At 62.2% G+C, this 25,539-nt stretch carries 24 protein-coding genes; 8 read left to right on the forward strand and 16 right to left on the reverse strand.

Features of this window, described 5'->3' with window-relative positions; genetic code table 11:
- The first annotated feature begins 2 nt into the window (after positions 1-2).
- Both R3F07_07105 and R3F07_07110 read left to right on the forward strand, forming a co-directional pair.
- Entirely contained in the window at positions 3-335 is a 333-nt protein-coding gene (locus R3F07_07105; GenBank protein MEZ5276128.1) for a TfoX/Sxy family protein, read from the forward strand.
- A complete protein-coding gene (locus R3F07_07110) occupies positions 336-533 on the forward strand; it encodes a hypothetical protein (protein MEZ5276129.1) in 198 nt (65 codons plus the stop codon).
- A 28-nt stretch (positions 534-561) separates the two neighbouring features.
- On the opposite strand, the gene R3F07_07115 is transcribed toward R3F07_07110, so the two are convergent.
- The 3 genes from R3F07_07115 to R3F07_07125 are packed head-to-tail and all read right to left on the reverse strand — an operon-like array spanning position 562 to position 3,891.
- Positions 562-2,244, reverse strand: a complete 1,683-nt coding sequence (locus R3F07_07115) for a SulP family inorganic anion transporter (GenBank protein MEZ5276130.1) — start codon at positions 2,242-2,244, stop codon at positions 562-564.
- Between the two features lie 22 nt (positions 2,245-2,266).
- Complete coding sequence (locus R3F07_07120; protein ID MEZ5276131.1) at positions 2,267-3,220, reverse strand: tyrosine-type recombinase/integrase; 954 nt, start codon at positions 3,218-3,220, stop codon at positions 2,267-2,269.
- Positions 3,217-3,891, reverse strand: coding sequence for a MazG family protein (locus R3F07_07125; GenBank protein MEZ5276132.1), 675 nt, complete (start codon positions 3,889-3,891; stop codon positions 3,217-3,219). Before R3F07_07125 ends, R3F07_07120 begins: the two co-directional genes overlap by 4 nt.
- A gap of 221 nt (positions 3,892-4,112) precedes the next feature.
- On the opposite strand from R3F07_07125, the gene trpC reads away from it, so the two are divergent.
- Positions 4,113-4,916 (forward strand): indole-3-glycerol phosphate synthase TrpC, encoded by an 804-nt coding sequence (gene trpC, locus R3F07_07130; protein ID MEZ5276133.1) that lies wholly within the window; start codon positions 4,113-4,115, stop codon positions 4,914-4,916.
- Between the two features lie 8 nt (positions 4,917-4,924).
- Positions 4,925-5,821 (forward strand): 16S rRNA (adenine(1518)-N(6)/adenine(1519)-N(6))-dimethyltransferase RsmA, encoded by an 897-nt coding sequence (gene rsmA / locus R3F07_07135; protein ID MEZ5276134.1) that lies wholly within the window; start codon positions 4,925-4,927, stop codon positions 5,819-5,821.
- A 411-nt stretch (positions 5,822-6,232) separates the two neighbouring features.
- Here rsmA and R3F07_07140 read toward each other — a convergent pair whose 3' ends face one another.
- A complete protein-coding gene (locus R3F07_07140; protein ID MEZ5276135.1) occupies positions 6,233-8,377 on the reverse strand; it encodes a protein-disulfide reductase DsbD family protein in 2,145 nt (714 codons plus the stop codon).
- Positions 8,378-8,635: 258 nt separating this feature from the next.
- Here R3F07_07140 and R3F07_07145 point away from each other — a divergent pair, with 258 nt between their 5' ends.
- Positions 8,636-9,823, forward strand: coding sequence for a trans-2-enoyl-CoA reductase family protein (locus tag R3F07_07145; protein ID MEZ5276136.1), 1,188 nt, complete (start codon positions 8,636-8,638; stop codon positions 9,821-9,823).
- A 14-nt stretch (positions 9,824-9,837) separates the two neighbouring features.
- Positions 9,838-10,287 (forward strand): D-aminoacyl-tRNA deacylase, encoded by a 450-nt coding sequence (gene dtd, locus R3F07_07150; GenBank protein MEZ5276137.1) that lies wholly within the window; start codon positions 9,838-9,840, stop codon positions 10,285-10,287.
- A 127-nt stretch (positions 10,288-10,414) separates the two neighbouring features.
- On the opposite strand, the gene R3F07_07155 is transcribed toward dtd, so the two are convergent.
- From R3F07_07155 to glgA, 10 genes are all read right to left on the reverse strand, one after another.
- Positions 10,415-10,813, reverse strand: a complete 399-nt coding sequence (locus R3F07_07155) for a biopolymer transporter ExbD (protein ID MEZ5276138.1) — start codon at positions 10,811-10,813, stop codon at positions 10,415-10,417.
- Complete coding sequence (locus tag R3F07_07160) at positions 10,810-11,376, reverse strand: MotA/TolQ/ExbB proton channel family protein (GenBank protein ID MEZ5276139.1); 567 nt, start codon at positions 11,374-11,376, stop codon at positions 10,810-10,812. Before R3F07_07160 ends, R3F07_07155 begins: the two co-directional genes overlap by 4 nt.
- Before the next feature lie 97 nt (positions 11,377-11,473).
- Entirely contained in the window at positions 11,474-12,124 is a 651-nt protein-coding gene (gene leuD, locus R3F07_07165; GenBank protein MEZ5276140.1) for a 3-isopropylmalate dehydratase small subunit, read from the reverse strand.
- On the reverse strand, positions 12,081-13,505 hold the full coding sequence (leuC, locus tag R3F07_07170) for a 3-isopropylmalate dehydratase large subunit (GenBank protein ID MEZ5276141.1): 1,425 nt from the start codon (positions 13,503-13,505) through the stop codon (positions 12,081-12,083). Before leuC ends, leuD begins: the two co-directional genes overlap by 44 nt.
- Positions 13,506-13,661: 156 nt before the next feature.
- On the reverse strand, positions 13,662-14,609 hold the full coding sequence (gene cysK / locus R3F07_07175) for a cysteine synthase A (protein ID MEZ5276142.1): 948 nt from the start codon (positions 14,607-14,609) through the stop codon (positions 13,662-13,664).
- Between the two features lie 63 nt (positions 14,610-14,672).
- Entirely contained in the window at positions 14,673-15,917 is a 1,245-nt protein-coding gene (locus R3F07_07180; GenBank protein ID MEZ5276143.1) for an NAD(P)/FAD-dependent oxidoreductase, read from the reverse strand.
- A 52-nt stretch (positions 15,918-15,969) separates the two neighbouring features.
- The gene (locus R3F07_07185) at positions 15,970-16,941 is read right to left on the reverse strand and encodes an FAD-dependent oxidoreductase (GenBank protein ID MEZ5276144.1); all 972 of its coding nucleotides are present in this window, start codon (positions 16,939-16,941) and stop codon (positions 15,970-15,972) included.
- Entirely contained in the window at positions 16,938-18,377 is a 1,440-nt protein-coding gene (locus R3F07_07190; protein ID MEZ5276145.1) for a TIGR01777 family oxidoreductase, read from the reverse strand. The genes R3F07_07185 and R3F07_07190 overlap by 4 nt, the downstream gene beginning before the upstream one ends.
- The gene (locus tag R3F07_07195) at positions 18,352-19,782 is read right to left on the reverse strand and encodes a deoxyribodipyrimidine photo-lyase (protein MEZ5276146.1); all 1,431 of its coding nucleotides are present in this window, start codon (positions 19,780-19,782) and stop codon (positions 18,352-18,354) included. Before R3F07_07195 ends, R3F07_07190 begins: the two co-directional genes overlap by 26 nt.
- Before the next feature lie 51 nt (positions 19,783-19,833).
- Positions 19,834-21,276 carry a glycogen synthase GlgA gene (gene glgA, locus R3F07_07200; protein MEZ5276147.1) on the reverse strand — a complete coding sequence of 481 codons (1,443 nt, stop codon included), beginning with the start codon at positions 21,274-21,276 and terminating at the stop codon, positions 19,834-19,836.
- A 62-nt stretch (positions 21,277-21,338) separates the two neighbouring features.
- Between glgA and R3F07_07205 the strand changes: the two genes are divergently transcribed.
- The gene (locus R3F07_07205; GenBank protein ID MEZ5276148.1) at positions 21,339-23,612 is read left to right on the forward strand and encodes an RNB domain-containing ribonuclease; all 2,274 of its coding nucleotides are present in this window, start codon (positions 21,339-21,341) and stop codon (positions 23,610-23,612) included.
- Positions 23,613-23,763: 151 nt separating this feature from the next.
- Positions 23,764-24,288 (forward strand): DUF5069 domain-containing protein, encoded by a 525-nt coding sequence (locus tag R3F07_07210; GenBank protein MEZ5276149.1) that lies wholly within the window; start codon positions 23,764-23,766, stop codon positions 24,286-24,288.
- Here the strand turns inward: R3F07_07210 and R3F07_07215 are convergent.
- Both R3F07_07215 and R3F07_07220 read right to left on the reverse strand, forming a co-directional pair.
- Entirely contained in the window at positions 24,277-25,059 is a 783-nt protein-coding gene (locus R3F07_07215; GenBank protein ID MEZ5276150.1) for a methyltransferase domain-containing protein, read from the reverse strand. The genes R3F07_07210 and R3F07_07215 overlap by 12 nt on opposite strands.
- 75 nt (positions 25,060-25,134) lie before the next feature.
- Positions 25,135-25,530: a hypothetical protein gene (locus tag R3F07_07220; protein ID MEZ5276151.1), complete on the reverse strand. Its 396-nt coding sequence runs from the start codon at positions 25,528-25,530 to the stop codon at positions 25,135-25,137.
- Positions 25,531-25,539 lie beyond the last annotated feature (9 nt).

Genomic DNA, 25,539 nt, shown 5'->3' on the forward strand with positions numbered 1-25,539 from the left:
CAATGGCCTGCAACGAACACCTTGCCGCGCGCGTGCTTCGCACCTTCCGGAACACGCCCGGTTTTGAAGAACGCCGCATGTTCGGTGGCGTCGGGTGCCTCATCCACGGCAATATGGCCTGCGGGGTTCTCAACGATGACCTCATCGTCAGGGTGGGACCCGATTTCTACGAGGAGTGCCTGGCCATGCCCCATGTCCGGGAGTTCGACATCACGGGTCGGTCCATGAAGGGATGGGTGATGGTCGGCCCAGAGGGAACCGTTACCCCGTCTCAACTCAAGGCCTGGGTCGAACGTGGCCGAAGTTTCGCCCGGACGCTTCCGCCCAAGAGCTGAATGGTCAGGCCATCGATCGCGATGGAGGCCAGGATCCTGACCTTGGACAAGCGGACCTTCATGAGGCGTGTCCATGAGGATCCTTCTCTCGCCGACCGGATCATGGAAATTCCCGCTCATGAGATCCGCCGTCTGTCCCAAGAGTTGACTCATCTGAAGGCCGAGAGAGCCGGACCGGCCGGCGCCGACGGAGGCTGAGCACCGGACGGGCGACTGACGATCGGGTTCAGGCCGGCCTGGAGCTTGCGGATGCCCCGAGTATCTCCCGCGCCCGATCGAGGGCGGCCTCGATATTCGGGACGACGTTCTCCAGACCGATCTGATCGAGCAGTCCGGATCGCCGCATCATCTCGGTCGGCCCCGGCGGGGTGCCGCTCAGGACCAGGACAACGTGCTTGCGCTTCAGGCGGATGATCAGGCCCTCGATCGCATTGATCGCGGTGGAGTCCAGGGTCAGGACCGTCCGCATGCGCAGGATGAGGACCCGGGGCTGCTGCCCTCCGCGTTCGAGCGCGGCCTCCAGTTTTCGGGCAGCTCCGAAGAAGAGCGCGCCGTGCACCCGGTAGACCTGGACTCCGGGAGGTACGTCGCGTCCCACAATGGAATGCAATGCCCCCTCGGTTTCGGTATGCTCGCTGACCGCCTCGATCTCCGTCGTTTCCGAGATGCGTTTGATGAAGAGAATGGCCGCGAGGATCATCCCCACCTCGATGGCGAGGGTCAGGTCGAAGACGACGGTCAGGCCGAAAGTGGTGACAAAGACCGCACCGTCACTTTTCGGGTAATGAAAGAGCCGGCGGAACTCGCGCCACTCTCCCATATTGACCGCGACCACGACCAGGACCGAACTGAGTACCGCCAGCGGGATGTCCTTGGCCACCGGTGCGGCTATCAGAATGATGCCCAGCAGGGTCAGGGCATGAATCATTCCCGAAATCGGTGAGACGGCCCCATTGCGGATATTCGTGGCCGTGCGGGCGATGGCGCCGGTCGCGGGAATGCCCCCGAAAAGCGGAGTGCAGAAGTTGGCGATCCCCTGGGCAATCAGCTCCTGATTGGAATCGTGGTGATCTTCCGACATGCCGTCCGCCACCACGGCCGAAAGAAGCGACTCGATGGCGGCGAGCAAGGCGATCACGGTGGCCGGACGGACCAGGTCGCGCATCTGCGACCATTCGACCTCGGGAAAGGCAAAGGCGGGAAGTGACGCGGGAATGCCGCCGAATCGGGTTCCGATCGTCTCGAGCGGCAGATTGAAGAGGGCCACCGCGGCGGTCCCCAGAACCAGAACCGCAAAGGAGCCGGGAAGCCGGCGCCCCCACGATCGGGGCCAGAGTTTGATCAGGACCACCCCGCTCACCGCCACCGCAGTGGTCAGCCAGTTGATCGAATCCAGATGTCGGCCCAGTGACGCCATGCGCGGGATGAACTCGCCCGGCAGGCTCTCGATCTGAAGTCCGAGAAAATCCTTGATCTGGGTCGAGAGGATGAGGACGGCAATCCCGTTGGTGAATCCCATTGTCACGGGATAGGGAATGAACTTGATGATCGAGCCCATCCGGCAGGCACCCATGATGACAAGGATGACTCCGGCCATCATCGTGCAGATCAGAAGATTGGGCAGGCCATACTGAGTGATGATGCCGTAGACAATGACCACGAAGGCCCCGGTCGGCCCGCCGATCTGCAGGCGCGACCCGCCGAAGAAGGAGATGAGAAATCCCGCGATGATCGCGGTATAGATCCCCGCCTCGGGGGTGACCCCGCTGGCGATCCCGAAAGCCATGGCAAGCGGCAGGGCCACGACCCCGACCGTCAGTCCGGCGGTCAGATCGGCCTGGAACATCCGTCGGTTGTATCCACGGAGTGAATCCCACAACTTGGGGCGGAAGGGAAAGTCCCAACTCATACTCGGTAAGGTTGTTTCTTGATCAGGCCCTCGGATGGGCCAGACGGTGCGCCTCCTGCAGGCGGGTCACGCTGACGTGGGTATAGATCTGGGTGGTCGAGAGGCTGGCATGACCCAACAGATCCTGGACCAGGCGCAGGTCCGCACCGTTGTCGAGCAGGTGGGTGGCGTAGGAGTGGCGGATCTTGTGCGGGGTGAGGTCGGCCGGGAGATCGGCCAGGGCCAGGTACTTCTTCAGGAGCAACTGGATGGAACGAACGCTGAAACGTTCATGCCGGGAATTGATGACAACCGGGTCCTTCGGGGAGGTTTGAGCCGCGTATTCATCGCGGAAGCGGACGAATACGGCGGTGGCGATCCGACCGAGAGGACAAAGTCGCACTTTCCTGCCCTTGCCCAGGACCCGGGCCACCCCGGAGGCCACATCGATCTGTCCATAGTCGAGCCCGATCAGTTCACTGACCCGCAAGCCGCCGCCATAAAGCAACTCGAGAACGAGGCGGTCCCGCCAGGCGGTGAACGGATCGATGGTCCCGTTCTCGAGCAGTCGGCCCGGCCCACCGAGCAGGGCCAGCATCTGCCCTTCGGTCAGGAATTTCGGCAGGGAACGTTCAAGTCGCGGCAGCACCACTCCCGTCAGGGGATTCGACGAGAGGCGTCCCTGGCGCCTCCAGTAACGGTAAAACGAGCGCAGAGCTGAAACCCGATTGTGCAGTGTTCGCCGGGAAATCCTGCGCTGGGCTTCGATCAGGTAGTCGCGGATCATCCGGCCATCAACTTCCCCGGGCGATCGGGTGGAATCGCCATCCGTCGCGAGCCACCGCCCGAACTCCCGAACCGCCTGCCGGTAGTTGCGAACCGTGTAAACCGAGAGACGCCGTTCCCGGGCGACGAATTCAAGAAACGGCTCCGCCCAGTCCCGATCCCAGGCTGCCAGGGGTTCCACCGGAGGGTCGTCTGCCGATTTTCTCTTCAAGATGGGGATTCCTGGTGCCGCTCGGTCAGTCTGGTGACCACACCCCGAACATGATCCCGCAGCGCGGATTCGGGATCAACGCCCACCTCCCGGCAGGCCGCGGCGATTTCGAAAAGCCGCCGACCCGCCTCTTCGGCGGTAAGTCCCTCCGCGATCCGGGCAATGCCTGCCTGATCGATCACACCATTGGCGGCTATCGATTTCTTGCGGATCTGTTTGATCACCTCCATCGCCTGAAGCAGAGCCGGAAGCGGCGGCGGCAGATCCTTGAACAGGGGATCGGGCGTGATGGTCGCCCCGTTGCCCTTCTCACCCGCCTTGATCAGATCCCATTGATGCAGAACCTGTTCACTCGTCTCCAGGCGATTATCACCGAAGACATGGGGGTGCCGTCGGATCAGCTTCTCATTGATCTCCGCCGCCACGGCTTCCAGATCGAAGCGTCCTTCCTCCTCAGCCAACTGGGCGTGGAAAATGACCTGGAGCAGAACGTCACCCAATTCCTCGCGCATGTGGTTGAAATCCAGACGGTCGATCGTGTCGAGCAGCTCACAGCATTCCTCGATCAGACAGATGCGCAGGCTCCGGTGATCCTGCTCACGATCCCAGGGACATCCGTCCGGCGCCCGCAGCCGGGCCACTGTGTTGCGCAAGGCGTCGACATGACTCATGGCCGATCACTTATGGCCAATGCGCCCGAATTCGCACGACATTTCTGGAATCAGCCGGGGATGGGGTTCTGCCGGGGCTTCCCTCGCGACGCCCTCCGGAAAGCATCCGGTTCTGTCCGGAATTCAGAAAGACCCGCCGGAGTCGAAGACCGGCCCCGCGTCGGAATCAAATCGACAAAATCGCAGTTGCCTTCAACGCACCGGGCCTTCGGATAGAAGCCGTGGACAAACTCTTTGAGATTATGGCAGCCAAGCGTCTGGAGATCGCCGGAAGAATCCGGGCGGTTTCAGCCCGGGAACTTGAGGATGCCGGTCGGCGGGTCGCGCTCCGCCCCTCCTTCCTGCAGGCCCTCGGCCACCCGGATGAACTGGCGGTCATCGCCGAAATCAAGAGACGCTCGCCCTCCGCCGGCGAGATCGCTGCCCATGCCTCCGCCGTGGACCAGGCGGACGCCTATGCCCGGGCCCACGCCGATGCCATCTCCATCCTGACCGACACCCGTTACTTCGGCGGCTCTCTCGATGACCTATCGACGGTGGTCGAGCATCTGGATACAGCCGGAGCCCTCGTCCCCTGTCTGCGCAAGGACTTCATGGTACATCCGATCCAGATCCTCGAGGCCGCCCGGGCGGGGGCCAGTGCCATCCTGATCATTGTGCGGGCACTTGAGGACGATGCGATCAAGGAACTCTTTGATGCGGCCACCCGCGCCGGTTTGGACAGTCTCTTCGAAGTGCACAGCGAGCCGGAAATCGAACGCGCGCTGGCCGCCGGAGCCCGGATCATCGGGGTCAACAATCGCGACCTGACCGTTTTCAAGACGGACCTGGCCCTGTCCGAGCGACTGCTTCCCAAGATACCGGGCGATGTGGTTCGAATCAGTGAGAGCGGCATTTTCACCGAGGCCGACGCCGCCCGGGTTCGGGCCGCCGGAGCCGATGCCATTCTCGTCGGCGAGGCACTGATGCGCGCGCCTTCACCGGCTGACCTTGTCGCGGCGTTCCACCGGGCCGGTCGCCACTGAGTCTCTCCATGAATGCGACCGGTTCATTCGGCCCGGAGGACGCCGTACCGGAAGGCCGGGTCCTTTCGCCCAGCGCCACCCGACGTGAGCTGACCCGCCTCGGCCATCTGCCGGACATCCGCCTGGGACAGAACTTCCTTGTCGACGGAAACATTGTCCGCAAATCGGTCCGGCTGGCCGGGATCGAAGCCGGAGACGATGTGATCGAGGTTGGTCCGGGATTGGGAACCCTGACCGCGGCCCTGCTCGGGGCCGGCGCCATCGTGCATGCGGTCGAGTTCGACCGACGCCTGTATCAGTTTCTCAATGAATCACTGGTCCCGTCCTCCGGCGGTCGCCTGCACCTGATGGAAGGGGACGCGGTCAGGTTTCCCCTCGCCGGGTATCCCGCAGACGCGGACGGTGGATTCAAAATCGTGGCCAATCTGCCTTATGCCATATCGACACCCTGGATGGCGGCGGTGCTGGCCGGCCCCCTGCCCTCCCGGATGGTCCTCATGTTGCAGGCGGAGACCGCCGCGCGGATGACCGCACCCCACGGCAGCAAGAGCTTCAGCGCAACCAGCATCGTCCTGCAATCCGCCTACCTTCCAACCGGCACCCACAAGGTTTCCCGTGCGTGCTTTCATCCCCGTCCGGACGTTGACTCCACCCTGATCCGGCTCGACCTGCGCCCGGAGCCTGTCCGCCTCTTTCCCGCATCCACCGACCTGATACGCGGATTCTTCCGCAACCGGCGCAAGCAGATCGGCTCACTGCTCAAGACAGTTGATCCGGAGCTGGCCGATTCGTTTCTGGTGGTGCTCGACGAGGCCGGCCTGACCGCGCAGACCCGACCCGAGGCCATTCCTCTCCCGGTCTGGCATCGGTTCGACCGGTTGGTCCGTACCGGATCCGGAGACTGAGGGAGTTGGCTCGGTGCCTCTGTGTCTCCGTGAGAGAAAATCCCACAAAGAGTGATTCTCACAGAGGCACAGGGGCACAGAGGATAAATCAGGGACCTCAACTTTGGGCGAAGCGGCCATGAGAATCGGTAGCACCCGAACCCTCGAAAAAAGCCTCAACGATACCCTCGGTGCCTCTGTGTCTCCGTGAGAGAAAATCCCACAAAGAGTGATTCTCACAGAGGCACGGGGGCACAGAGGATAAATCAGGGACCTCAACTCTTCCGCGGCGACCAAGAAAATCGGCAGCTATGTCTCCGTGAGAGAAAAACCCGAACAGGACGCGTCACTCAGCACTCTCGGTATACACAATGACCCCGTGGCCATCCCCGAATCCGGATCTCCCGAAATCGGGGCCATTCGGGCCGGACTCTAGTTGCCGCCTCGGATCACATCGAGGACGATTCCGGGATTGAGGATCTCCGGCAACAGGACCGGGGCGGCGCCGTCGCCGGCAAAATAGACATAGAGGGGAACTCCGGTGCGTCCGAACTGGGCCAGGGCCCGGGTGATTTCGGGATTGCGCGTCGTCCAGTCCCCTTTCATTCCGACGATCCCCTTCTCCCGGAAGACTTTCTTGACCTCATCCGACCGGAAAACGACGAGCTCATTGGCCTTGCAGGTCAGGCACCAGGCCGCTGTGAAATCGAGGAAGACCGGATCGGGTCCGTTTTTCAATTCCTCGAGCTGCTGCGCATCATAGGGCAGCCAGGTGATTTCACCGGGGGCCGCCTGTGAGGTCGGGATCGCCGAACCCGCCGCCATGCGTGTCCCGGTCGATGCGACATAGAGACCGGCAACGAGGAAGACCAAAGCCGAGAACCGGGCCGCCAGCCGGACCGGGGTGGAACGGACCAGGGTATTCCAGCGACCGTAAATCCAGGCCGCGATGGCGATGGCCAGCAGTCCGAAGAGAAACCGGGCGATCCCGTCCATCCCAACCTGCAGACCGAGGACCCAGGCCAGCCAGATGACCGTGGCCAGGAGAGGAAAGGCCATCAATTGCTTGAAGGTCTCCATCCACGCTCCCGGGCGCGGGAGAAAACGAAGCAGGGCCGGAACCGCGGACAGGATGACATAAGGTCCAGCCATGCCCAAGCCGAGCGCGGTGAACACCGTCAGGGAAACAACGGCCGGCTCGGTCAAAGCGAAGGCCAACGCGGAACCCATGAAAGGAGCGGTGCAGGGCGTCGCCACGATGGTCGCAAGCACACCGGTCATGAATGAGCCGGCGTAGCCGCTGGTCCGGGCACTGGCCCCCACTCCGATCAACGATCCGCCGATCTCGAAGACCCCGAGCAGACTGAGCGAAAGCAGGAAAAGGACGGCGGCGATGGCAATAATGAACAAGGGCGACTGCAGCTGATAACCCCAGCCCAATTGCTGGCCTCCCGCCCGAAGGGCGATGAGCAGCCCGGCGAGGACCCAGAAACTGACGAGAACGCCGAGGGCGAAGACAAGTCCGTGACGGAGGATTCGGCTGCGATCCTCCCCTGCCTGCTGCACAAAAGAGAGAATCTTGATCGAGAGAACCGGAAAAACGCAGGGCATCAGATTGAGGATCAGTCCACCAAGCAGCGCGGCAGCCACCGCCACGGGCAGACTGATACGTTTCTTGCCGGAAAGGTCCTCGTAGGCGACTGAAGCGACCGGAAGGGGGATCGCATCAGCCGGGCCTTCAATCGAGGCTGCGATCGCCACGGCCTGACCGGGGATGACGGCACCAAAGCCACCGGACGCGAAGAGGACACCGTCCACCGCGTTGACCGGACCGGCAGCGTAAACCGCCGGCTTCAATAGAAGCGAGAGCCTCCCGTCCTTGAAAGTGACGACCTGGGGCGCGGCGGGCTCTATGACCGAATCCGTGGCATTGAAGAAGAATACACCCGAAGGATCCACCTCTGCCCCTTCAGGAAGCATGACCTCAAGCCTGAGGTCGTCGCCCTCCGGGCTGAGCGCAACCGGCCAACCCACCCCTTCCAGCGGGAGGGACTCGCGGGTTTGCGCAAAGAGACCCTCCCAAGCCGGATCCGCTGTCGGCGGGCCGGAGGTGACGGGCAGGACAAGGGAAAGGTCGGCTCCGCCGGGAATGCAGACATCGTGGCAGGCGAGCCAATCCGCCCGCACCTTCAAATCGACCGACTCGACCCTCGGCAGGGTTGGTGGAGGATCGATTCTCACCATGAGAAGAACCTCTCCCTCGTAACCGTAGCTGACCAGCGGTTCAAGCGGGATGCGCTGCGGGGTCGGCCAGATGATTGGCCCGGCCGTGAATCCCTCGGGAAGAGTCCAGGTCAGGCTGGTCCCCAGACCGGCATCGCCGGGATTCGTCCAATAGGTATGCCAGTGATCGATCATCTCGAGGCGAACCCCGACCCAGAAGGGCAGACCAGGCTGGATGGAGGTGGATTCGGCGACGAGCTCAGCCGTCACATGGTCGGTCTTGACCGGCCCGGACGCCTCTGCCAGGAAGGGAACCAGCCCCAGAATCAGGCTCAAGAGAAGTTTTTGCATCATTGTCTTGGGATGTTTGCGGTCGTGTTCTATTCCACAATCCGCAACCGGCGCAATGCCGGTCCAGTAACCAATCCGTAACTGATTTTTCTGCAAATTGCCCTAAAGATGTTGTTCAAGCTGACGCGCCAGGAGCAGAAATTCCTCTCCATTCTGGCGATTCTCCTCCTGCTCGGCCTGATCGGACTGCTGGTTTTCCAGTAATCGATTCCCCTGAATCTTTTTCTCGACCCCGATAGGTGGCACAAACAGAGTCCTGCCATGATCATCCGACCCAAAGTGCGTGGCTTCGTCTGTGTCACCGCTCATCCGACCGGCTGCGAGACACACGTCAAGGAACAGATCGACTACGTGCGCCGCCAGGGAAAGATCAACGACGGTCCCAAACGGGTGCTCGTGATCGGCGCCTCGACGGGATTCGGGTTGGCCACGAGGATCGTCTCGGCCTTCGGCTGCGGGGCGGACACCGTGGGTGTCTTCTTTGAACGGCCGGCCGGCAACGGACGCCCGGCAACGACCGGCTACTACAACTCGATCGCTCTGGACAAGCTGGCCCGCAAGGAAGGCCTTTTCGCCAAGAGCATAAACGGCGACGCCTTTTCCGACGAAATCAAGGCGGAGACGATCGAGGTCATCCGGAAGAACCTCAAAACGGTGGACATGGTGGTCTATTCGCTGGCGTCGCCCCGGCGGACCCATCCCCGGACCGGAGTGATCCACAAGAGCACGATCAAGCCGATCGGAAAATCATTCACCGGCAAGACCGTGGATACCGACAGCGGCGTCATCAGCGAGACGACGATCGAACCGGCGACTGTCGAGGAAGTCGAAGACACCATCGCCGTGATGGGCGGCGAGGACTGGGAGATGTGGATCGACGCCCTCCAGGCGGCTGGCGTGCTCGCACCTGGAACCACCACCATCGCCTACGACTACGTGGGGCCCGAAGTGACCTGGCCCATCTACACCAACGGCACCATCGGGACCGCCAAGAGAGACCTCCGCGCCGCCTGCCGGCGGATACACGACCGACTGGCCGTGAGCGGTGGCCGCGCCTTCATCTCGGTCAACAAGGCCCTGGTCAGCCAGGCCAGCTCCGCCATCCCCGTCGTCCCCCTCTATATCTCGATCCTCTACAAGATCATGAAGGAAATGGGGACCCATGAGGGTTGTATCGAACAGATCGACCGCCTTTTCCGGACCCGCCTTTTCAACGGTTCGGTTCCCCCGCTCGACGGTGACGGACGCATCCGGATCGACGACCTCGAGATGAGGCCCGAGGTGCAGGAGGCGGTCGCGCGGATCTGGCCCGAGGTCACCACGGAGAACCTTGAGGAATTGACCGATATCGCAGGGTATCGAAAGGAATTCCTCAAGCTCTTCGGATTCGGTCTTCCCGGCATTGATTACGATGCCGACGAGGAGATCGAACTGAGCCTCGAAGACTGACCACCACCAGCGCGATGCGCGCCGTTGTCCAGAGGGTCAGCCATGCATCGGTCACGATCGGGAACCAGGTGCACGCCGCGACCGGACCGGGTCTGCTGGTGCTGCTTGGGATCCATCGCGACGACGACGAAACCCTGGCCGTCTGGATGGCGGGAAAGCTGGCCCGCCTGCGCATCTTTGAGGATGCCGAGGGCATCATGAATCGCTCGCTCCTCGACACCGGGGGAGAGGCCCTAGTGGTCAGCCAGTTCACTTTGCTGGCCAATCACCGGAAAGGGAACCGTCCCTCCTTCAATGATGCGGCCCGGCCGGAGACGGCCATCCCGCTCTACGAGAGGTGTGTACGCGAACTGGAAAGTCTGCTGGGCAGAACGGTCGCGACGGGGGTCTTCGGAGCCCGGATGGAGATCGCCCTCTGCAACGACGGACCGGTCACCCTGGTCATTGATTCGAACGGGGGCTGAGGGGCTTTGGCAACGCGGACCGACCGGCCGGATGGCGGGCGATCGATCCCAATTCGATCCCGATGCTCCAGAGGCGCACTCGAGGTGCGCCCCCGCACGGAAGGAACCGCCAACTGCGGCAATCGCCCTACCGCGACTGGAGGCGGATCTTGTTCAGGCCCGATCGGCGACAGGTGTCCATGACCTGGGTCACCTTGTTCAAGGGGGTTTCCTCATGGGCCTTGATCAGGACGGTCACATCGGTCGATTGGCTGCTGATCACCTTGACCAGCGCCTCGAGTTGCTTCTCGTCGGCCACCGTGCCGTTGAAGAAAACGATCCCGTCGCGATCGATGCCGATGATGACCGGACTGGCGAATTCGTTGCGGCCGGCCGTCTCAACCTGGGGCAGGGTCAGGTTCAAAGTCAGCTGTTCCCGGAACTGCATCGAGACCAGGAAGAAGAAGATCAGGACGGTCAGGACGTCGATGAGCGGGACGATATTGATGTCCGCCTTTCGCCGGCGGCGGGCCAGCAGTGTGCTCACTTGGATTCGGTGGCGCGGGCGTCAATCCGCTGGAGCAGAGACTCCAGCTGCACCGCATAAGTTTCCACTTTCCGCTGAAGGTAGCCGCTGCCGACCAGGCAGGGGATGGCGATGGCGAGACCCAGGACCGTGGTGGTGAGGGCGAGGGCGATTCCCTGGGTGAAGGCCGCCTGATCCGGGAGACCGGTCTCGGGTGAAATGGTGCTGAAGACCTTGACCAGGCCGGTGACCGTGCCGAGCAATCCAATCAGCGGTGCGGCACCGATGATGATCTCCAGGAAGACGAATCCCCGCTCCATGCGATTGACCTCGAGCCGACCGAAGGCAAGAACCGCACCCTCATCGTGCAGGTGGACTTCGGCGAAGGAAAGGATCCGCGCGAGGACGGAATCGTCCCCCCCTTTGGCGGGTTTCCCCTGAATGATGGCATCGACCAGACCGTTCGGGAGGACCGCCTGGCGCCTCAATGCATAGAGCCGCTCAAAGATGATGAACAGCCCGACAAGGGAACAAAGACCCAACGGATAAACAAAGATACCGGCACCCCGGAGAATTTCGACCATGGCAGACGTTGTTGGTGAGAGTCAGATTCGAAGGCTGGACCACTCCGGTAGGTCATGAAGAATCCGGGGATGTTCCCTGCGGGATCCGGTCCGGACCTCAAGCAGCCATATAGGGCAGTTTCCCGGCGACCGCACGCACATCGTCGAGTCCGTCAAGGAGGTCTCCGATCGGATCCCACCGGCCGGAAACCAGGGCGCTCTGCGCCGAGTTCCGGATCTCAGCCGGTCGGCGAACGTCTCCATAGCGCACTTCGGATGCCTCCACATCGAGCACGATCTCGAGCTCCGGATTCTGCTCGACGGCACGGGCCAGTTCTTCAATGGCGGCCTTGGGCAGGCTGAAGCAGGGAATGCCCAGGGTCGTGCAATTGCCGAAGAAGATCTCGGCGAAACTCTCGGCGATAATCCCCCGGAAACCGTAACGATAAAGAGCCTGGGGTGCGTGCTCCCGGGAACTCCCGCAACCGAAATTGGAACCGGAGAGGAGGATGGTGGCGCCCTTGTAACGAGGATCGTTCAAGGGATGGGGTCGATCCGATCCGTCGGCATTCTTGCGGACGTCGTAGAAGAGGTACTCGCCGAGACCGTCGAAGGTCACGCACTTCATGAATCGGGCCGGGATAATCCGGTCGGTATCGATCGCGTCGCCGGGAACACGAACGCCCCGTCCACTTATTCTTTTGATTGCCTGCAATGCCATCTGACTATGCCTCCGCCAATTCGCGAACCCCGAAAACCTCCCGGGCATCGCTGATTTCACCTTTGACCGCCGCCGCCGCGACCATGACCGGACTCATCAGAACGGTCCGACCGGTCGGACTGCCCTGACGGCCCTTGAAATTCCGATTGCTCGAACTCGCGCAGAGCTGATCCCCGACCAGCTTGTCCGGATTCATGGCCAGACACATCGAACAACCGGCGTCGCGCCAGTCGAATCCGGCCTCGCGGAATACCTTGTCGATTCCCATCTCCCGGCAGATGGCGTTGACCGCCTGGGAACCGGGAACCGCGATCGCCTTGATTCCCGGAGCCACCTGCCTGCCCTTGAGGAATCGGGCGGTCTCAACAAAATCCGAAAGACGCCCGTTGGTGCAACTGCCGACAAAGGCGACATCAATGCGGGTGCCCTTGATCGCCGAACCCGGGACCAGTTTCATGTATTCGAGGGCCTCGCCCACCAGTTCCTTTTCCTCCGCAACGGTCCCTTCGACCGTCGGAACGCATTCGTCGATCGAGATGGCCTGGCCGGGATTGATCCCCCAGGTAACGGTCGGCGGAATATCCTCCGCGCGGATCGAGACGACATCGTCGTATTCACAATCCGGATCACTGGCATAGGACTTCCAACGGGCGACCGACTCTTCCCAGGCGGCGCCCTTCGGGCTGTAGGGCCGGCCCTTGAGAAAGGCAAAGGTGGTCTCGTCGGGATTGACGTAGCCCGCACGCGCGCCGCCCTCGATCGACATATTGCAGACCGTCATCCGCTCCTCCATCGAGAAATGGTCGAAGACTTCGCCGCCGTACTCGTAGGCAAACCCGGTCCCGCCGTTCACGCCGAGCAGCCGGATGATGTGCAGGATGACGTCCTTGGCATAAACCCCGGGAGGCAGCTGACCATCGACGTTGATGCGGCGGACTTTCAGGCGTCCGAGAGCCATCGTCTGGGTGGCCAGGACGTCGCGGATCTGGGTCGTCCCGATACCGAAGGCGACCGCGCCGAACGCCCCGTGAGTCGAGGTATGGGAATCCCCGCAGGCAATCGTGGTGCCCGGCTGGGTGATGCCCTGCTCGGGACCCACCACGTGGACGATGCCCTGGCGGCCGGAGGCGATGTCGAAATAGGTGATGTTGAACTCATCGCAATTGCGTTTGAGTTCCTTGATCATGGCGTCGGCCAATGGATCGGCAAAGGGCTCCGTCCGCTGGTCGGTCGGCACGATATGGTCGACCGTGGCAAAGGTCCGATGCGGAAACGCCACCTTGAGCCCCAGGTCCCGCAGCATGCCGAAGGCCTGCGGACTCGTCACCTCATGAATCAGGTGGGTGTCGATCAACAACTGCGTCTGGCCGTTCGACAGCCTTCGCACTTCGTGGGTGTCCCACACTTTCTCAAATAATGTCTTTCCCATCACGGTCTCGGTAGAGCTTAAACCAACCAACAAGATTCAAAAAGACCGGCCGCGCAATTCCCAAATGGGGATCACGCGGCCGGTTCTTCGAAATCAACGGTCGCTCAGAGGCTGTTCCCGGGCGCAACGCACACCCCGGAAGCACGCCACGGGCGATCAGGACGCGACTTCCTGACGGGCCTTTTCGGCCAGGGGGGTGCTCAGGTATCGCTCGCTCGGGCTGGCCGCGATCACCACGATAGTCTTGCCGGCCATCTCAGGTCGCTTCCCGATTTCCAGGGCGGCCCGGATCGTCGCACCGGAGGAAATGCCCACCGCCAGGCCATCGGTCAGCGACACCTGCTGGGCGGTGACGAACGCATCATCATTGGAAACCTTGAACACTTCGTCGATGATCGCGGTGTTCAGGTTCTTCGGGATGAATCCGGCGCCGATGCCCTGGATCTTGTGGGGCCCCGACTTTCCACCGGAAATGACCGGACTGGCTTCGGGCTCGACCGCCACCGTGTGGAGGCTCCGCCGTCCCTTGATCACCTCGGAAACCCCAGTGATGGTTCCGCCGGTCCCTACCCCGGCGACGAAGACATCGATCTTTCCGTCGGTATCCTCCCAGATCTCCTCAGCCGTGGTCCGGCGATGAACCGCGGGATTCGCCGGATTCTCAAATTGGTTCGGCATGAACGCACCGCCGCCGTGATCGACAACCAACTCGGCCGCCCGACGAATCGCCCCGTTCATTCCTTCTGCACCCGGAGTCAGCGTGATCTCGGCTCCGAGAAGCCGGAGTAGCACCCTGCGTTCCATCGACATGGTCTCCGGCATGGTCAGGATGCATCGGTAGCCTTTGGCCGCGCAGACAAAGGCCAGGGCGATGCCGGTATTGCCCGAAGTCGGCTCGATGACAACCCCGCCCGGCTTGAGCCGCCCGTCCTTCTCCGCCGCTTCAATCATGGCGACACCGATGCGATCCTTAACGCTGGCCAGCGGGTTGAAGAACTCGCACTTGACGTAAATGTTGGCGTCGATGCCCGATGCGATCCGGTTCAATTTGATGAGCGGAGTGCGACCCACTGCCGCGAGAATATTAGGATGGGTGTTTGCCATTTGTGAAGTATCTAAGGTTCTTGCATTAACTTAGTCAAGATAACCCGAAGGAATCCCTGAAATTCAGGCATGGATGGCCGCAAAGATCTCCTCCGCCACCCGGCTCCCGGACTCCATGGCACCGTCGATCGAGGCAAACCGGGTGTGGTCTCCGCACTGGTAGAGCCCGTCGGCCACCCGGAGCGGCTTGCGGGCGCCGCTCAGGGCGGGCGGGCGCTGGGAAGGCAGCGCGCAGGGAATCCGATCGATTCTCAGGAGTTTCCAATCGGCCACGGCCATGCCGAACCATCCGACCATCTGCTCCCGGACAGCTTCATCCAGTCGACGATCGGACCGGTCGTCCACGCCGAGCGAATTGAGACACAGCAGGCTTCGGCCGGTCGGGCCGTATTCCGCCGCGACTTCAGTCGGCGCACAAAGATGATTGATCATCCCCTTCCCTTCACCGTTGAGCACGAGGACCGGTTCCCGGACCGGACGTCCCTCCACCGAATAATAGAAGGTGGTCACACTGTTGTAGATCGTGAGGTCGGGCTGTCCGAGCAATCGGGCGGCCGTCGACGGGTCGGTCGCCACGACGATGAATCGGGCCTGGATGTGCTTCCCGCCTTCAAGTCGGACCAGTCCCTTCTCAATGCCGATTACCCGCGTCTTGAGGCGGAGTTTGTCCGGATGGATTTTTGCGGCCAACTGCTCGGGAATCGCCTGCATCCCGCCGACCGGGAGGCTGGCCTGACCGGTGGAAAACAAACGAAAAACCCAGTGGAAAATGCGGCTCGAGGTGAGCAGGTCGGGATCGAGAAAGATCCCCCTGAGGAAGGGTCCAAAGAAGCTCTCGATCATCGATTTTGTAAAACCCTCGCCCTCGAGTGACTCCCGGGTTGTCATTTCCGGCCGGGCAAGAACGGAATCGAGGCTTGACCAGGTCACCCGGGCCCGGAGCCGTGCCACCCTGAGTTTGTCGCCCAGGCTGCCAACAGGCGACATGAGGCTTGCGCCGACCCGGCTCAAATTGCGAAACGGATCCTCAAGGCGAAAGAACCGACCCTCGCGGAAAATGAGGCAGCCGGGAAGAAAACGGCGCAGACCGAGTGCCTCAAAATCCAGCCAATGCTTTGCCTGAGGATAACTGTCGAGGAGGACCTGAAAACCACGATCCAGCTGAAAACCGTCGACCCGATCCGTACGTACCCGACCCCCGACCGCGTCCGAGGCCTCAAGCACCTCGACATCGATCCCGCTCTCCTGCAACCGGAGACCACAAACCAGGCCGGACAATCCCCCGCCAATCACCACGACTTCGGGCATTCAAGCAACGAATACGGTTTCGCCGGAATTGGCTAGAAATTATCGTGAAGGGTTAACGGAGGCATCCTTCGACCGCCCCGGCCGCCGCCAGTCCGGAAAGAGCGGCACCCTCGACCCGCGGCTCCCCGAAAGCGTCGCCGCAGAAAGCCAGCCGCCGGTCCTCATCAAGTGCGAACCGGTCCGGATGACCCTGGGCCACCTGACTGAATCGCCAGCGGTGCATACGGCTGAAGACCGGCGGGCCTTCCATCCAGTCACGGGCCGCGTCCAGCAGATGCGCGACAACCACGGACTCATCGCTTCGGTAGTGACGGCGACTGAAATCCGGTTCGGCATGGATGGTCAGGGCGGGCCGACCGGAGGTGGATACGCCTTTCAATCGATTGTCCGCCACCCAGGAGATGGGTCCTGAAACGGGACGGACCCATCCCGGAGCTTCCAGCCGACAATTCCCTTCGTCCAAGGCAACCATCAGGGCCAGACAGGGGTCGTAGCGGATCGCGGCCAGACCGGTCGCAAGCGTCGGCGCCAATTCCGCCCCACCGGCCTCGAGAATCTGCAGGGATTGGGGAACCGGAGACGAGAAGAGTACCGAACGCGCCCTCCACGTTCGCCCGGTATCACATCGAAGCGTCCACTCCCCGCCGGCCCGGCCCGCCGAAACCACCCGGACCGAGCGTTCGACCGAGATCCCGTCAGCGACGTGTTTTCCCACCGCCGTCATTCCCGGCACGCCGCGAAAGCGGGGATGCCGGTTTTCATCCGCCCCTTCAAACCACAAAGCCGCCACGCCGGCCTCCGCCCATTCTTTGACCAATGACTGAAAGACCGGATCACGAGCCGTGAAAAACTGAGCTCCGTGGTCAAAAACCTCACCCTCCTGTCGACGGGTCGCCATTCGCCCGCCGATACCCCGGCTCTTTTCCAGGACCTGAACCCGAAGACCCGACTCTGTCAGTTTCCGGGCCGCGAGGAGGCCGCTGATCCCCGCGCCCACGATCAGGCAATCCAGCAGCCCGATCATGAAGGGCTCCCTTCCGCCAGACCGAGAACATGACGGAGGGCGGCGTCCAGATTCGGGTGACGGAAAGTGAACCCGGCCTTTTCAAGAGCCCCCGGCAGAACCCGGCAACTGGCCAGAAGCGTCTCATCCGCCATCTGACCAAACAGGAGGCGCAGGGCCATCGAGGGAACCGGCACCACCGCCGGGCGGTGCAGGAGACGGCCGAGTATCTCTGCCAGGTCGGCATTCCGGACCGGTTCAGGGGCCACCCCGTTGCAGGGTCCGGACAGGGATTCGGTCTCCAGAGCATGGAGGAAGGCGGCCGCCAGGTCATCGACCGAAATCCAGCTCATCCACTGCCGGCCTCCACCCACGGGTCCGCCCGCTCCCTTCCGGAAGACCGGCAGTATCGCCCCAAGCGCGCCTCCCTTCGGAGTCAGGACAACCCCGGTGCGCATCAGGACCAGGCGGACACCGGAACCCCTGATCTTCATCGCCTCCTCCTCCCAACAGCGGCAGACCTCGGCCAGAAAGCCCCGCCCGTTCGGCGACGACTCATCGGCCGGGGTCTCCCCGGTATCGCCGTAATAGCCGATGGCCGAGGACGAGACCAGGCTGCGCACCTGCCCCCCCGCCCGCGCAATCCGCTCAACCAGCAACCGGGTGCCCTTCACCCGGCTTTCCAGAATCGCCTTTTTCCGCGCAGAGGACCATCGTCCCGCCGCGAGGTTGGCGCCCGCCAGATGGATGACCGCCTCGACTCCTTCAAACGCCCGGTCATCCAGTTCCCCTTTGTCCGGATCCCATTGGAAGGCGTTCGAATCTCCGGGATCCGGATTTCTCCCGAGGGTGACGACCCGATGTCCCTGGGTCGTCAGAAAAGGAACGAGGGTTTCGCCGATCAGCCCGGAGGCTCCCGTCACGAGGATATTCATAGGCGGTTTCTGCTCCTTGTCGCGTTGCACCATCAGTCTCAGGTCTGAAGCTGTCACCTCGTGCCGGTATTGGAAGAGCCTTTCCAGCTGCCGACGCAGAAAACCGCCGCCCAGGAGTCGGCCGAGGGCGCCGAATGGCAGTCCGATTGTAAGGCGGTCCCGCAGGAGAGTCCGATCCGGTCCGACCGGCTCAAACCGATGCAGGTGATGCCACGAACGAAAGGGACCCCTCACCTGGCGGTCACAGAACTGCCGACCCGCCTGATGGTCCGTGTGCTCAAGATCCCAATAAACCGGCATCCCCGCCACCGACAGACGGAGCCGCACCCTCGCTCCATCCTCCACTTCTCCGGTGTGCCGGACCAACTCAACCCGTTCCCAGGGAGGTGAAAGGCGCCCGAAAGCCCCCGGCCGTGCGTGCCAGGCATAGACCGTCTCCGGAGGGGCCTCCAACAGGAGCTCCCGCTCAAAGACCGTCACCCCGCCGGAGTCACTCTCATCCCTTCTGGCGGATCCGTTCATAGGCGGCAAGTGCGCGGTTGCGGGCCGCGGCATGATCGACAAGCGGAGCGGGATAATCGTGACCCAGTTCAAGCCCCGCCTCCTGAAGGACGGCAGCCGGTGCCTCCCAGGGGCGTTGAATCCAGACTGAGGGCAGCCGGGCCAACTCAGGAACCCACTTCCGGACGTAGGCGCCCTCCGGGTCGAAACGATCCCCCTGCAGCATCGGGTTGAAGACGCGGAAATACGGGGCGGCATCCGCGCCGCACCCCGCCGTCCATTGCCAACCCAGGGTGTTGCTGGCCAGATCCGCATCCACCAGGGTGTCCCTGAACCAGGCGGCTCCCGCCTGCCATGGCTGAAGCAGGTGCTTGACGAGGAAGGACGCGACCACCATGCGGACACGATTGTGCATCCAGCCGGTCGCCCAGAGCTGACGCATGCCTGCATCCACGATCGGGTAACCGGTCTGCCCCCGCTGCCAGGCCCGAAGCACCGCGGCATCCGTTTCCCAGGGAAACGACCGGAACTCGGGCCGGAGCGGCTGATCGATCGTATCCGGAAAATGGAACAAGAGATGGTGGGCGAATTCCCGCCAACCGATCTCGCTCAGAAAAACCTCACCTCCCCTGCCGGCATCGGCGGCCCGGATCCGATGAAAGATCCGGACGGGACTGATCTCGCCCCAATGCAAATGAGGGGAGAGCCGGGAACTGCCGTCGAGATCCGGACGATCGCGGTTCGTGGCATACCCGGAGACGATCTCCCCGGCAAAGTGGTCGAGGCGCGCGAGTGCCGCCGGTTCCCCGGGCTCCCAGATCCTGAAGAGTCCGGCATCCCAACTGACATCGGGCCTCAAACCGAGTGAGTCGAGCGGTTCCGAATCGACCGTGCCGGTATGGGCCGGCCAGCGATCCAGGCTGTAAGGGATTGCCGGGCGCACCGCCTGTCCGAGACAATGCTTCCAGAAAGGCGTGAAAACCCGGAAAGGCAACCCCGCCTTGTTCTCGACCCGATTGGGCGCAAAGAGGAGAGAACCGTTGAAGCTGCGGACCTCGACTCCCGCCGCGAGCAGGGCTTTCTTCACCGCGGAGTCCCTGCCGATGACATCCGGCTCATAGCGCCGGTTCCAGGCCACGGCATCCGCTCCGGTCTCGCGGACCAGGGAAAGGAGGGTTTCGAGGGACGGCCCCCGCCGCAGTATCAGCCTGCCCCCGAGAGCGTCCAGCCTCCCGGCGAGCGACTTCAGGGAGCGGTGAAGCCAGGCCCGGGCCGCGTCTCCGTCCGCGGCGGCGCCTTCCGAACGGGGATCCGAAATGAAGACAGGCAGGACGGGACCACCCCGCTCAAGGGCCCAGCTGAGGGCCGGATGGTCATCGAGCCGGAGGTCCTTGCGCAACCAGAGAATGGTGGGAGTGGCGTTCATGAGTCAGGCGGACAACGCCCGGACCGTCTGTAAACGCGACTCCGGGAAAGGTCAAATCAGCTCACGATAGAGTTCCTCGTAGGCGCGGGCGGCCACTTTCCACGAGAAGTCCACTTTCATGGCGCGCTCACGGGCGGCCTCAAACCTGGGTCGGTCCGCGAAAAGCTCCAAAGCATCCTGCAGGGCTCGACGCAGATCGGGCGCATTGGGCGCGCACATCAATCCCGTGCCTTTCCGGGAATCCTCCATCAGATCCACCACCGTGTCGACCAGACCACCGACCCGGGTCACGATGGGAATCGTTCCATAGATCTGCGAATACATCTGGTTGAGTCCGCACGGCTCAAAGATGGAAGGCATCAGAAAGAAATCGGAACCGGCCTCCACCAGGTGGCTCATTTCCTCATCGAGGACAAGGCTGACCGAGATCCGGTCGGGATGCTTCTCGGCCAGTTGGCCAAGAGCCTTCTCATACTTCTCTTCGCCTCGGCCGAGGATGATCAGGCGGCAGTCGTTCTCGATAAAGAAGTCCATCGAGGCAAGAACCAGGTCGATCCCCTTCTGTTCGGACAGACGGCAGACCATTCCAATGACCGGTCCCTTGAAGTCAGGATCAAATCCATGCGCCTTCAGCAGGTGTTCGCGGCAGATGACCTTGCCCCCAAGATCGTCCGCCGTGTACTGATCCGGAAGATGCCTGTCCGTGGCCGGATTCCAGACCTCCATGTCGACGCCATTGATCAATCCGGTCAGATCCGCCTGGCGGCTGCGGATGACTCCATCGAGACCGAAGCCGAATTCCGGCGTGCAGATCTCCCGGCTGTAGTTGGGACTGACCGTGGTGACCTGATCGGCAAAGAGGATCCCCCCCTTCATCATGCTCATCTGGCCATAGAACTCGATTCCGTCGATGGCAAGAACCTCGGCCGGCAGCCCGGTGTAGCCGAAGGAACGATTCGGGAAAACCCCCTGGAATGCGATATTGTGAATGGTGAAAATCGTTTTCAGCGCGAGGGTCTCACGCTGACGGCCCTCCTGGAACCGCAACAAAAGCGGGAGCAGACCGGTCTGCCAATCGTGGCAGTGGAGAACGTCGGCCTTGAAATCGATGATTCTCAGCACCTCGACCACTGCCTTGGCAAAGTAGGTGAAACGACGGTCATTGTCGTCGTAATCCCGGCCGCCGTATCCGTAGGGTTGCCGCCGGTCGAAATACTCATCGCGACGAATCACGTAGAGGGTCAGCCTCCGGGCCAGCTGCAGGGTGATGACCTCTCCGGAGACAAATTCGTCCCCCATCTCGAGGCGAATCTTCAGCCGGCTCTCCGCCCGGGCCATCTCCGGATGGTCGAGGACCACCCGGTAGCCCGGGATAAAGACAGCCACTTCATGTCCGAAACGCGCGAGCGCCTTGGTCAGTGAACCGGTGTAATCCGCCAATCCTCCCGTCTTCACGAAAGGAAACATCTCACTTGCTGCATGGACAATCTTCATCGAATCGAATGCACTTGGGCTGCCGACCTCACTGCTGACGAAAAGGAAGGTCTGTCAAAGTCATGAAATTACAGGATCGAATACTCAAACTGATGCGTCGGGCCGACTACGTGCCCCTTGACGATCGGAGCCTGGAGAGAAATCTGCAACTTAAGAAACAGGATCGGCGCAAGCTCCAACTCGAGATTCGAAGCCTGGTGGCGTCCGGCCAGATCGTCCGGATCAAGAGCAACCGCTATTGCCTGCCCTCGGATGCCGACCTGGTGACCGGACGGATCCGGTTCCGCCAAAGCGGGGCCGCCCTCGTCATTCCCGACCGGGCACCCGGACAGCCTGAGCCCCCTGCGGTGAGCATCAAGGCCGAGGACACCTCGGTCGCCATGCACGGCGACCACGTGGTGGTCCGGTTGGAATCCCGCCGCCCCGGGGCACGCGACCGGAAGGCGTTCAGGAGCGGCGGCGCCCCGGGTCCGGGGGAGCGAAGCGGGCGCGTCATCCGCATCCTCGAGCGCAGGCAGACCATTCTGACCGGAACCCTCCAGCGGACGAAGCTCTTCCATTTCGTGGCGCCCGACGATCCCCGGTTGATTCACGACATCTACGTGCCGGACCCGAAGGAATCCACCCTTTCCCCTGCTCCACAGGTGGGCGACAAGGTGGTCGTGCAACTCCACGAATGGGCGCAGCGCCACGTCAATCCCGAAGGCGAAGTCATTGAGATACTGGGCAGAACGAATGAACCGTCGGCGGAATTCAAGGCCATCCTGCGCAAATTCAACCTCCAGACGACTTTCCCGGATCCGGTGCTCGAAGAGGCCGCAACCATTCCGGCCGAGGTCGGGCCGAAAGAGCGCAAGAACCGGCTCGACCTGCGTTCGGTCCCCACCCTGACCATCGATCCCGACGACGCCAAGGACTTCGACGACGCCCTCAGCCTTGAGTATCTCGACGGCAAAGCCATCCGGGTGGGTATCCACATCGCCGATGTCAGCGCCTATGTGCAGCCCGATACCGCGATCGACCGGGAAGGCCAGAGGCGGGGCAATTCGACCTACCTGGTTGGCAAGGTCATCCCGATGCTGCCCGAGAGCCTTTCCAATGGCATCTGCAGCCTTCACGAAAAGGTGGACCGGCTGGTCAAATCGGTCCTGATCACCTTTTCCCGGAATGGAAAAGTACAGAAGACCGAGTTCGCCAACTGCATCATCCGCAGCAACAAGCGGCTGACCTACAAACAGGCCTACGCCCTGATCACGGAGAACGACCTGGGGAAGGTCCGCAGACTCCCTCTGCCCCCCGCCCACCAGACCGGTTCGACCGGACAGGCTCTCAACACGCTCGACCGCAAGGATCTTGAGCATCTCCAGAAGTGGGTCCGTCAACTTTGGACCTTCGCCTCCCGTCTGCGCCGCCAGAGAATGGACAGGGGCAGTCTCGATCTCGACATGCCCGAGATGAAGATCTACGTCGATGCCGACGGCTACGCCGACCGGATTGAGAAAGTCGAATACGACGAAAGCCATCAGTTGATCGAGGAGTACATGCTCCTGGCCAACGAGACCGTCGCGGCCACCCTTAAGGGCGTCCGCCTGCCCGCGCTTTACCGGGTTCACGACAAACCCGACCCCGAGAAGCTGAACGAGCTGCGCGACTTCCTCGCCACCTTCGACGTCGCGACCGGCGACCTGACCAACCGATCGGAGATTGTCCGCGTGCTCAAGCTGCTCAAGACGCATCCCCAGGGCCACCTCCTCCGCATCCAGATTCTCCGCAGCCTGAAACGCGCCTGCTATCGGGCGTCTCCAGATGGCCACTACGGCCTGAACAAGACTGACTACACCCACTTCACCTCCCCGATCCGCCGCTACAGCGACCTGGTCGTCCACCGGGTCTTCGGACATTTCCTGGTCAGGCACCGCAACCAGCCGCGTGTGCCCGGGATCTCCTCCGTCCCCCTGCCCGCGGCCAAGGCAGTCAGCCTGGCCGAACACCTCAGCCTGACCGAGCAGAACAGCACCGAGGCGGAGCGCGAATCGGTCAAGGTCAAGCTGCTTGAGTTCTTTGAGCGGGAATTGAAGAAGACCCGCCGGACACGCTTCGCCGCCGTCATCCTCGAGACCCGCAACCACGGCATGTTCGTCGAATTGACCGAATCGATGGCCTACGGCCTCGTCCATGTCTCCACCCTGACCGACGACCTCTATCGTCTCGATGCAGGCGGCACCGCCCTGATCGGTCGGAAGAAACGCCGGCGCTACGAAACCGGGCAACAGATCGAGGTTCAGGTGGAACGGGTCGACCGACTGAAACGCCAGATCGATTTCCGGGTGGCTTAGGGCCGAATAAGGCACGGAGCCTGTGGAGGCGGACCTGGGTCCGTGCCGTTCCGGAAAGGCGGCCACGCCCGATCCGGCAAACTTGCTGTTCCAGTTGCCATGGCAGAAATCCCCCGTAACGTCTTCCACACGAATTCAATCCGCGTTTCTCATGAGTCACTACACCTACACCTCGACCCTGAAGTGTCTCTACGATAGGGCCAAACAGCTTTACCGGGAAGGCAACCGGGATCCCTCGACCTACTTTACCGGGAAGGAAAAGGCGTTCCTTGATTCAATTGGTGCCAAGGTCCAGGAAGTCTACGATTTTGTCGACGATGCCATCCGTTACGGCGAGCCCGACTACGAGACCTTCATCCTCATTGCGAGCGTGCGTCGGGACTATTTCCTTTACGTCCAGAAAGGCGTGCCCGGCGACCGGGTCGAAGAGGAGGCGGGTCTGCCGGAAAAGACCGCGGAGGTTCGGGGTATCCGCTGGCTGCCGCGGTTGATTCCCAAGGCCCGGGCCCGTCTGCGCGGAGAACTGCCCGACTCGCTGATGTACGGCTGCGGCGGCGACCGTGAATTCTTCCGGGTCCACGACATCCATCCCGCTGATTTCCTCCGAGCAGTCTGGGCCTACGAAACGGACGACGAAAAGCTGGTCGACTGGGTCCAGAAGAACTCAAAGGCCTGACTCTTGTCCGGGCCGCCGGCCATGGACGAGAAAGACCCGGTGGGGGACAAGCAGGGGGTCAACCGGGAATTCCTCGGCGAGCAGGCGGGCGTGGCGTCGATCGAATTCCACCACTCGTTCGCCGGACATGCTCCCGCCCACTCCCGCGCTGGCCCGGACCCGTCCCCTCCAGGCTTCGTGGGAATAGTGGATAGGTTCATCATAGGTCAGGCTACGGATGTCCAGAAAGCCTCCTTCCATCAGGTGCCGGAACCACTGCGGGTAAACACCGCAACCCCCGCCCATCGTCCAATCCGGATTCATCTCCCGAATCAGAGTTTCCGTGAGCTCAACGACATTACCTGAGCAGGGCAACCAATCGAAATGGGCGATGACCAGACGTCCGCCCGCACGCAACAGTCTCCGGATCTCCCGGATTGCCTTTTCCGGGTCAAACCAGTGCCAGCACTGACCCGCTGTGACCACATCAACCGAATCTCCATCGAGCCCGGTATCCTCGGCTGCAGCCTGCCGCCAGGTGACTGTGGGGCTTCCGGATCCCGCCATCTCCCGAGCCTGGTTGAGCATGTCCGGTGAGGAATCGATCCCGATGACCCGGCATCCCAACGAAGCCAATCCGCGGGCCACCGTGCCGGTCCCCGTCCCAAGGTCAACGACGGTCTCACGACCGGTGATGATCTTCGCGCCGACCAGGGTTTCGAAGAAGGAGCGGGGAAAACCCGCGCGGAAACTGCGGTAGTCCGAGGCTGTTCTTCCGAAATCCGCTTTCATGTCCGTTCCGTCTCACTGAAGCGACCGTCCGACCGGGTACTGCAGTCGCACCAGACCGACCATCTCGAAATCAGATCACACCGGGTCGATCCAGACAACGTCTTTGATATCCGGATCCGAAGAGAGAATATGCCGCAGGGCCTCCGTGAGGCGGGTCAGTTCCGCCGTCACATCCACTCTCCTGAAGAGCTTCTTCACGATGGGGGTGCTCGGTTCGGTGAAGCAGACAAACTCGTCGGCGTCGCCATCCTGATGGCCGCAACAAAGAGCGAGACGGGCATCTCCGATCCGTATCGGCAGGTACCATCCCCAGTCTTCCGCGTTCATCTCCCCGTATTCGATTCCCAGATCAGAGAGTTTCGCCGCCAGATACTCGGTCAGCCTTTTTCCCCAGAGCCCGGGGTTGATCTGATCCTCCTCGCCTTCATAAGGCGGGAACTTCCCCGACCGGAATTCGACCTGGGTGTTCATCGCGCGCAA

The sequence above is a fragment of the Opitutaceae bacterium genome, from assembly GCA_041395105.1.
GTDB lineage: Bacteria > Verrucomicrobiota > Verrucomicrobiia > Opitutales > Opitutaceae > B12-G4.

Excerpts from the sequence above, each read along its gene's own strand:
- cysK (MEZ5276142.1), bottom strand. The coding sequence starts at position 14,609 with ATGGCAAACACCCATCCTAATATTCTCGCGGCAGTGGGTCGCACTCCG.
- R3F07_07105 (MEZ5276128.1), top strand. The coding sequence starts at position 3 with ATGGCCTGCAACGAACACCTTGCCGCGCGCGTGCTTCGCACCTTCCGG.
- R3F07_07160 (MEZ5276139.1), bottom strand. The coding sequence starts at position 11,376 with ATGGTCGAAATTCTCCGGGGTGCCGGTATCTTTGTTTATCCGTTGGGT.
- leuD (MEZ5276140.1), bottom strand. The coding sequence starts at position 12,124 with ATGCCCGGGAGGTTTTCGGGGTTCGCGAATTGGCGGAGGCATAGTCAG.
- R3F07_07185 (MEZ5276144.1), bottom strand. The coding sequence starts at position 16,941 with ATGATCGGGCTGCTGGATTGCCTGATCGTGGGCGCGGGGATCAGCGGC.
- R3F07_07210 (MEZ5276149.1), top strand. The coding sequence starts at position 23,764 with ATGAGTCACTACACCTACACCTCGACCCTGAAGTGTCTCTACGATAGG.
- leuC (MEZ5276141.1), bottom strand. The coding sequence starts at position 13,505 with ATGGGAAAGACATTATTTGAGAAAGTGTGGGACACCCACGAAGTGCGA.
- R3F07_07140 (MEZ5276135.1), bottom strand. The coding sequence starts at position 8,377 with ATGATGCAAAAACTTCTCTTGAGCCTGATTCTGGGGCTGGTTCCCTTC.
- R3F07_07220 (MEZ5276151.1), bottom strand. The coding sequence starts at position 25,530 with ATGAACACCCAGGTCGAATTCCGGTCGGGGAAGTTCCCGCCTTATGAA.
- R3F07_07115 (MEZ5276130.1), bottom strand. The coding sequence starts at position 2,244 with ATGAGTTGGGACTTTCCCTTCCGCCCCAAGTTGTGGGATTCACTCCGT.
- R3F07_07215 (MEZ5276150.1), bottom strand. The coding sequence starts at position 25,059 with ATGAAAGCGGATTTCGGAAGAACAGCCTCGGACTACCGCAGTTTCCGC.
- glgA (MEZ5276147.1), bottom strand. The coding sequence starts at position 21,276 with ATGAAGATTGTCCATGCAGCAAGTGAGATGTTTCCTTTCGTGAAGACG.
- R3F07_07110 (MEZ5276129.1), top strand. The coding sequence starts at position 336 with ATGGTCAGGCCATCGATCGCGATGGAGGCCAGGATCCTGACCTTGGAC.
- rsmA (MEZ5276134.1), top strand. The coding sequence starts at position 4,925 with ATGAATGCGACCGGTTCATTCGGCCCGGAGGACGCCGTACCGGAAGGC.
- R3F07_07195 (MEZ5276146.1), bottom strand. The coding sequence starts at position 19,782 with ATGAACGCCACTCCCACCATTCTCTGGTTGCGCAAGGACCTCCGGCTC.
- R3F07_07145 (MEZ5276136.1), top strand. The coding sequence starts at position 8,636 with ATGATCATCCGACCCAAAGTGCGTGGCTTCGTCTGTGTCACCGCTCAT.
- R3F07_07125 (MEZ5276132.1), bottom strand. The coding sequence starts at position 3,891 with ATGAGTCATGTCGACGCCTTGCGCAACACAGTGGCCCGGCTGCGGGCG.
- dtd (MEZ5276137.1), top strand. The coding sequence starts at position 9,838 with ATGCGCGCCGTTGTCCAGAGGGTCAGCCATGCATCGGTCACGATCGGG.
- R3F07_07205 (MEZ5276148.1), top strand. The coding sequence starts at position 21,339 with ATGAAATTACAGGATCGAATACTCAAACTGATGCGTCGGGCCGACTAC.
- R3F07_07180 (MEZ5276143.1), bottom strand. The coding sequence starts at position 15,917 with ATGCCCGAAGTCGTGGTGATTGGCGGGGGATTGTCCGGCCTGGTTTGT.
- R3F07_07190 (MEZ5276145.1), bottom strand. The coding sequence starts at position 18,377 with ATGAACGGATCCGCCAGAAGGGATGAGAGTGACTCCGGCGGGGTGACG.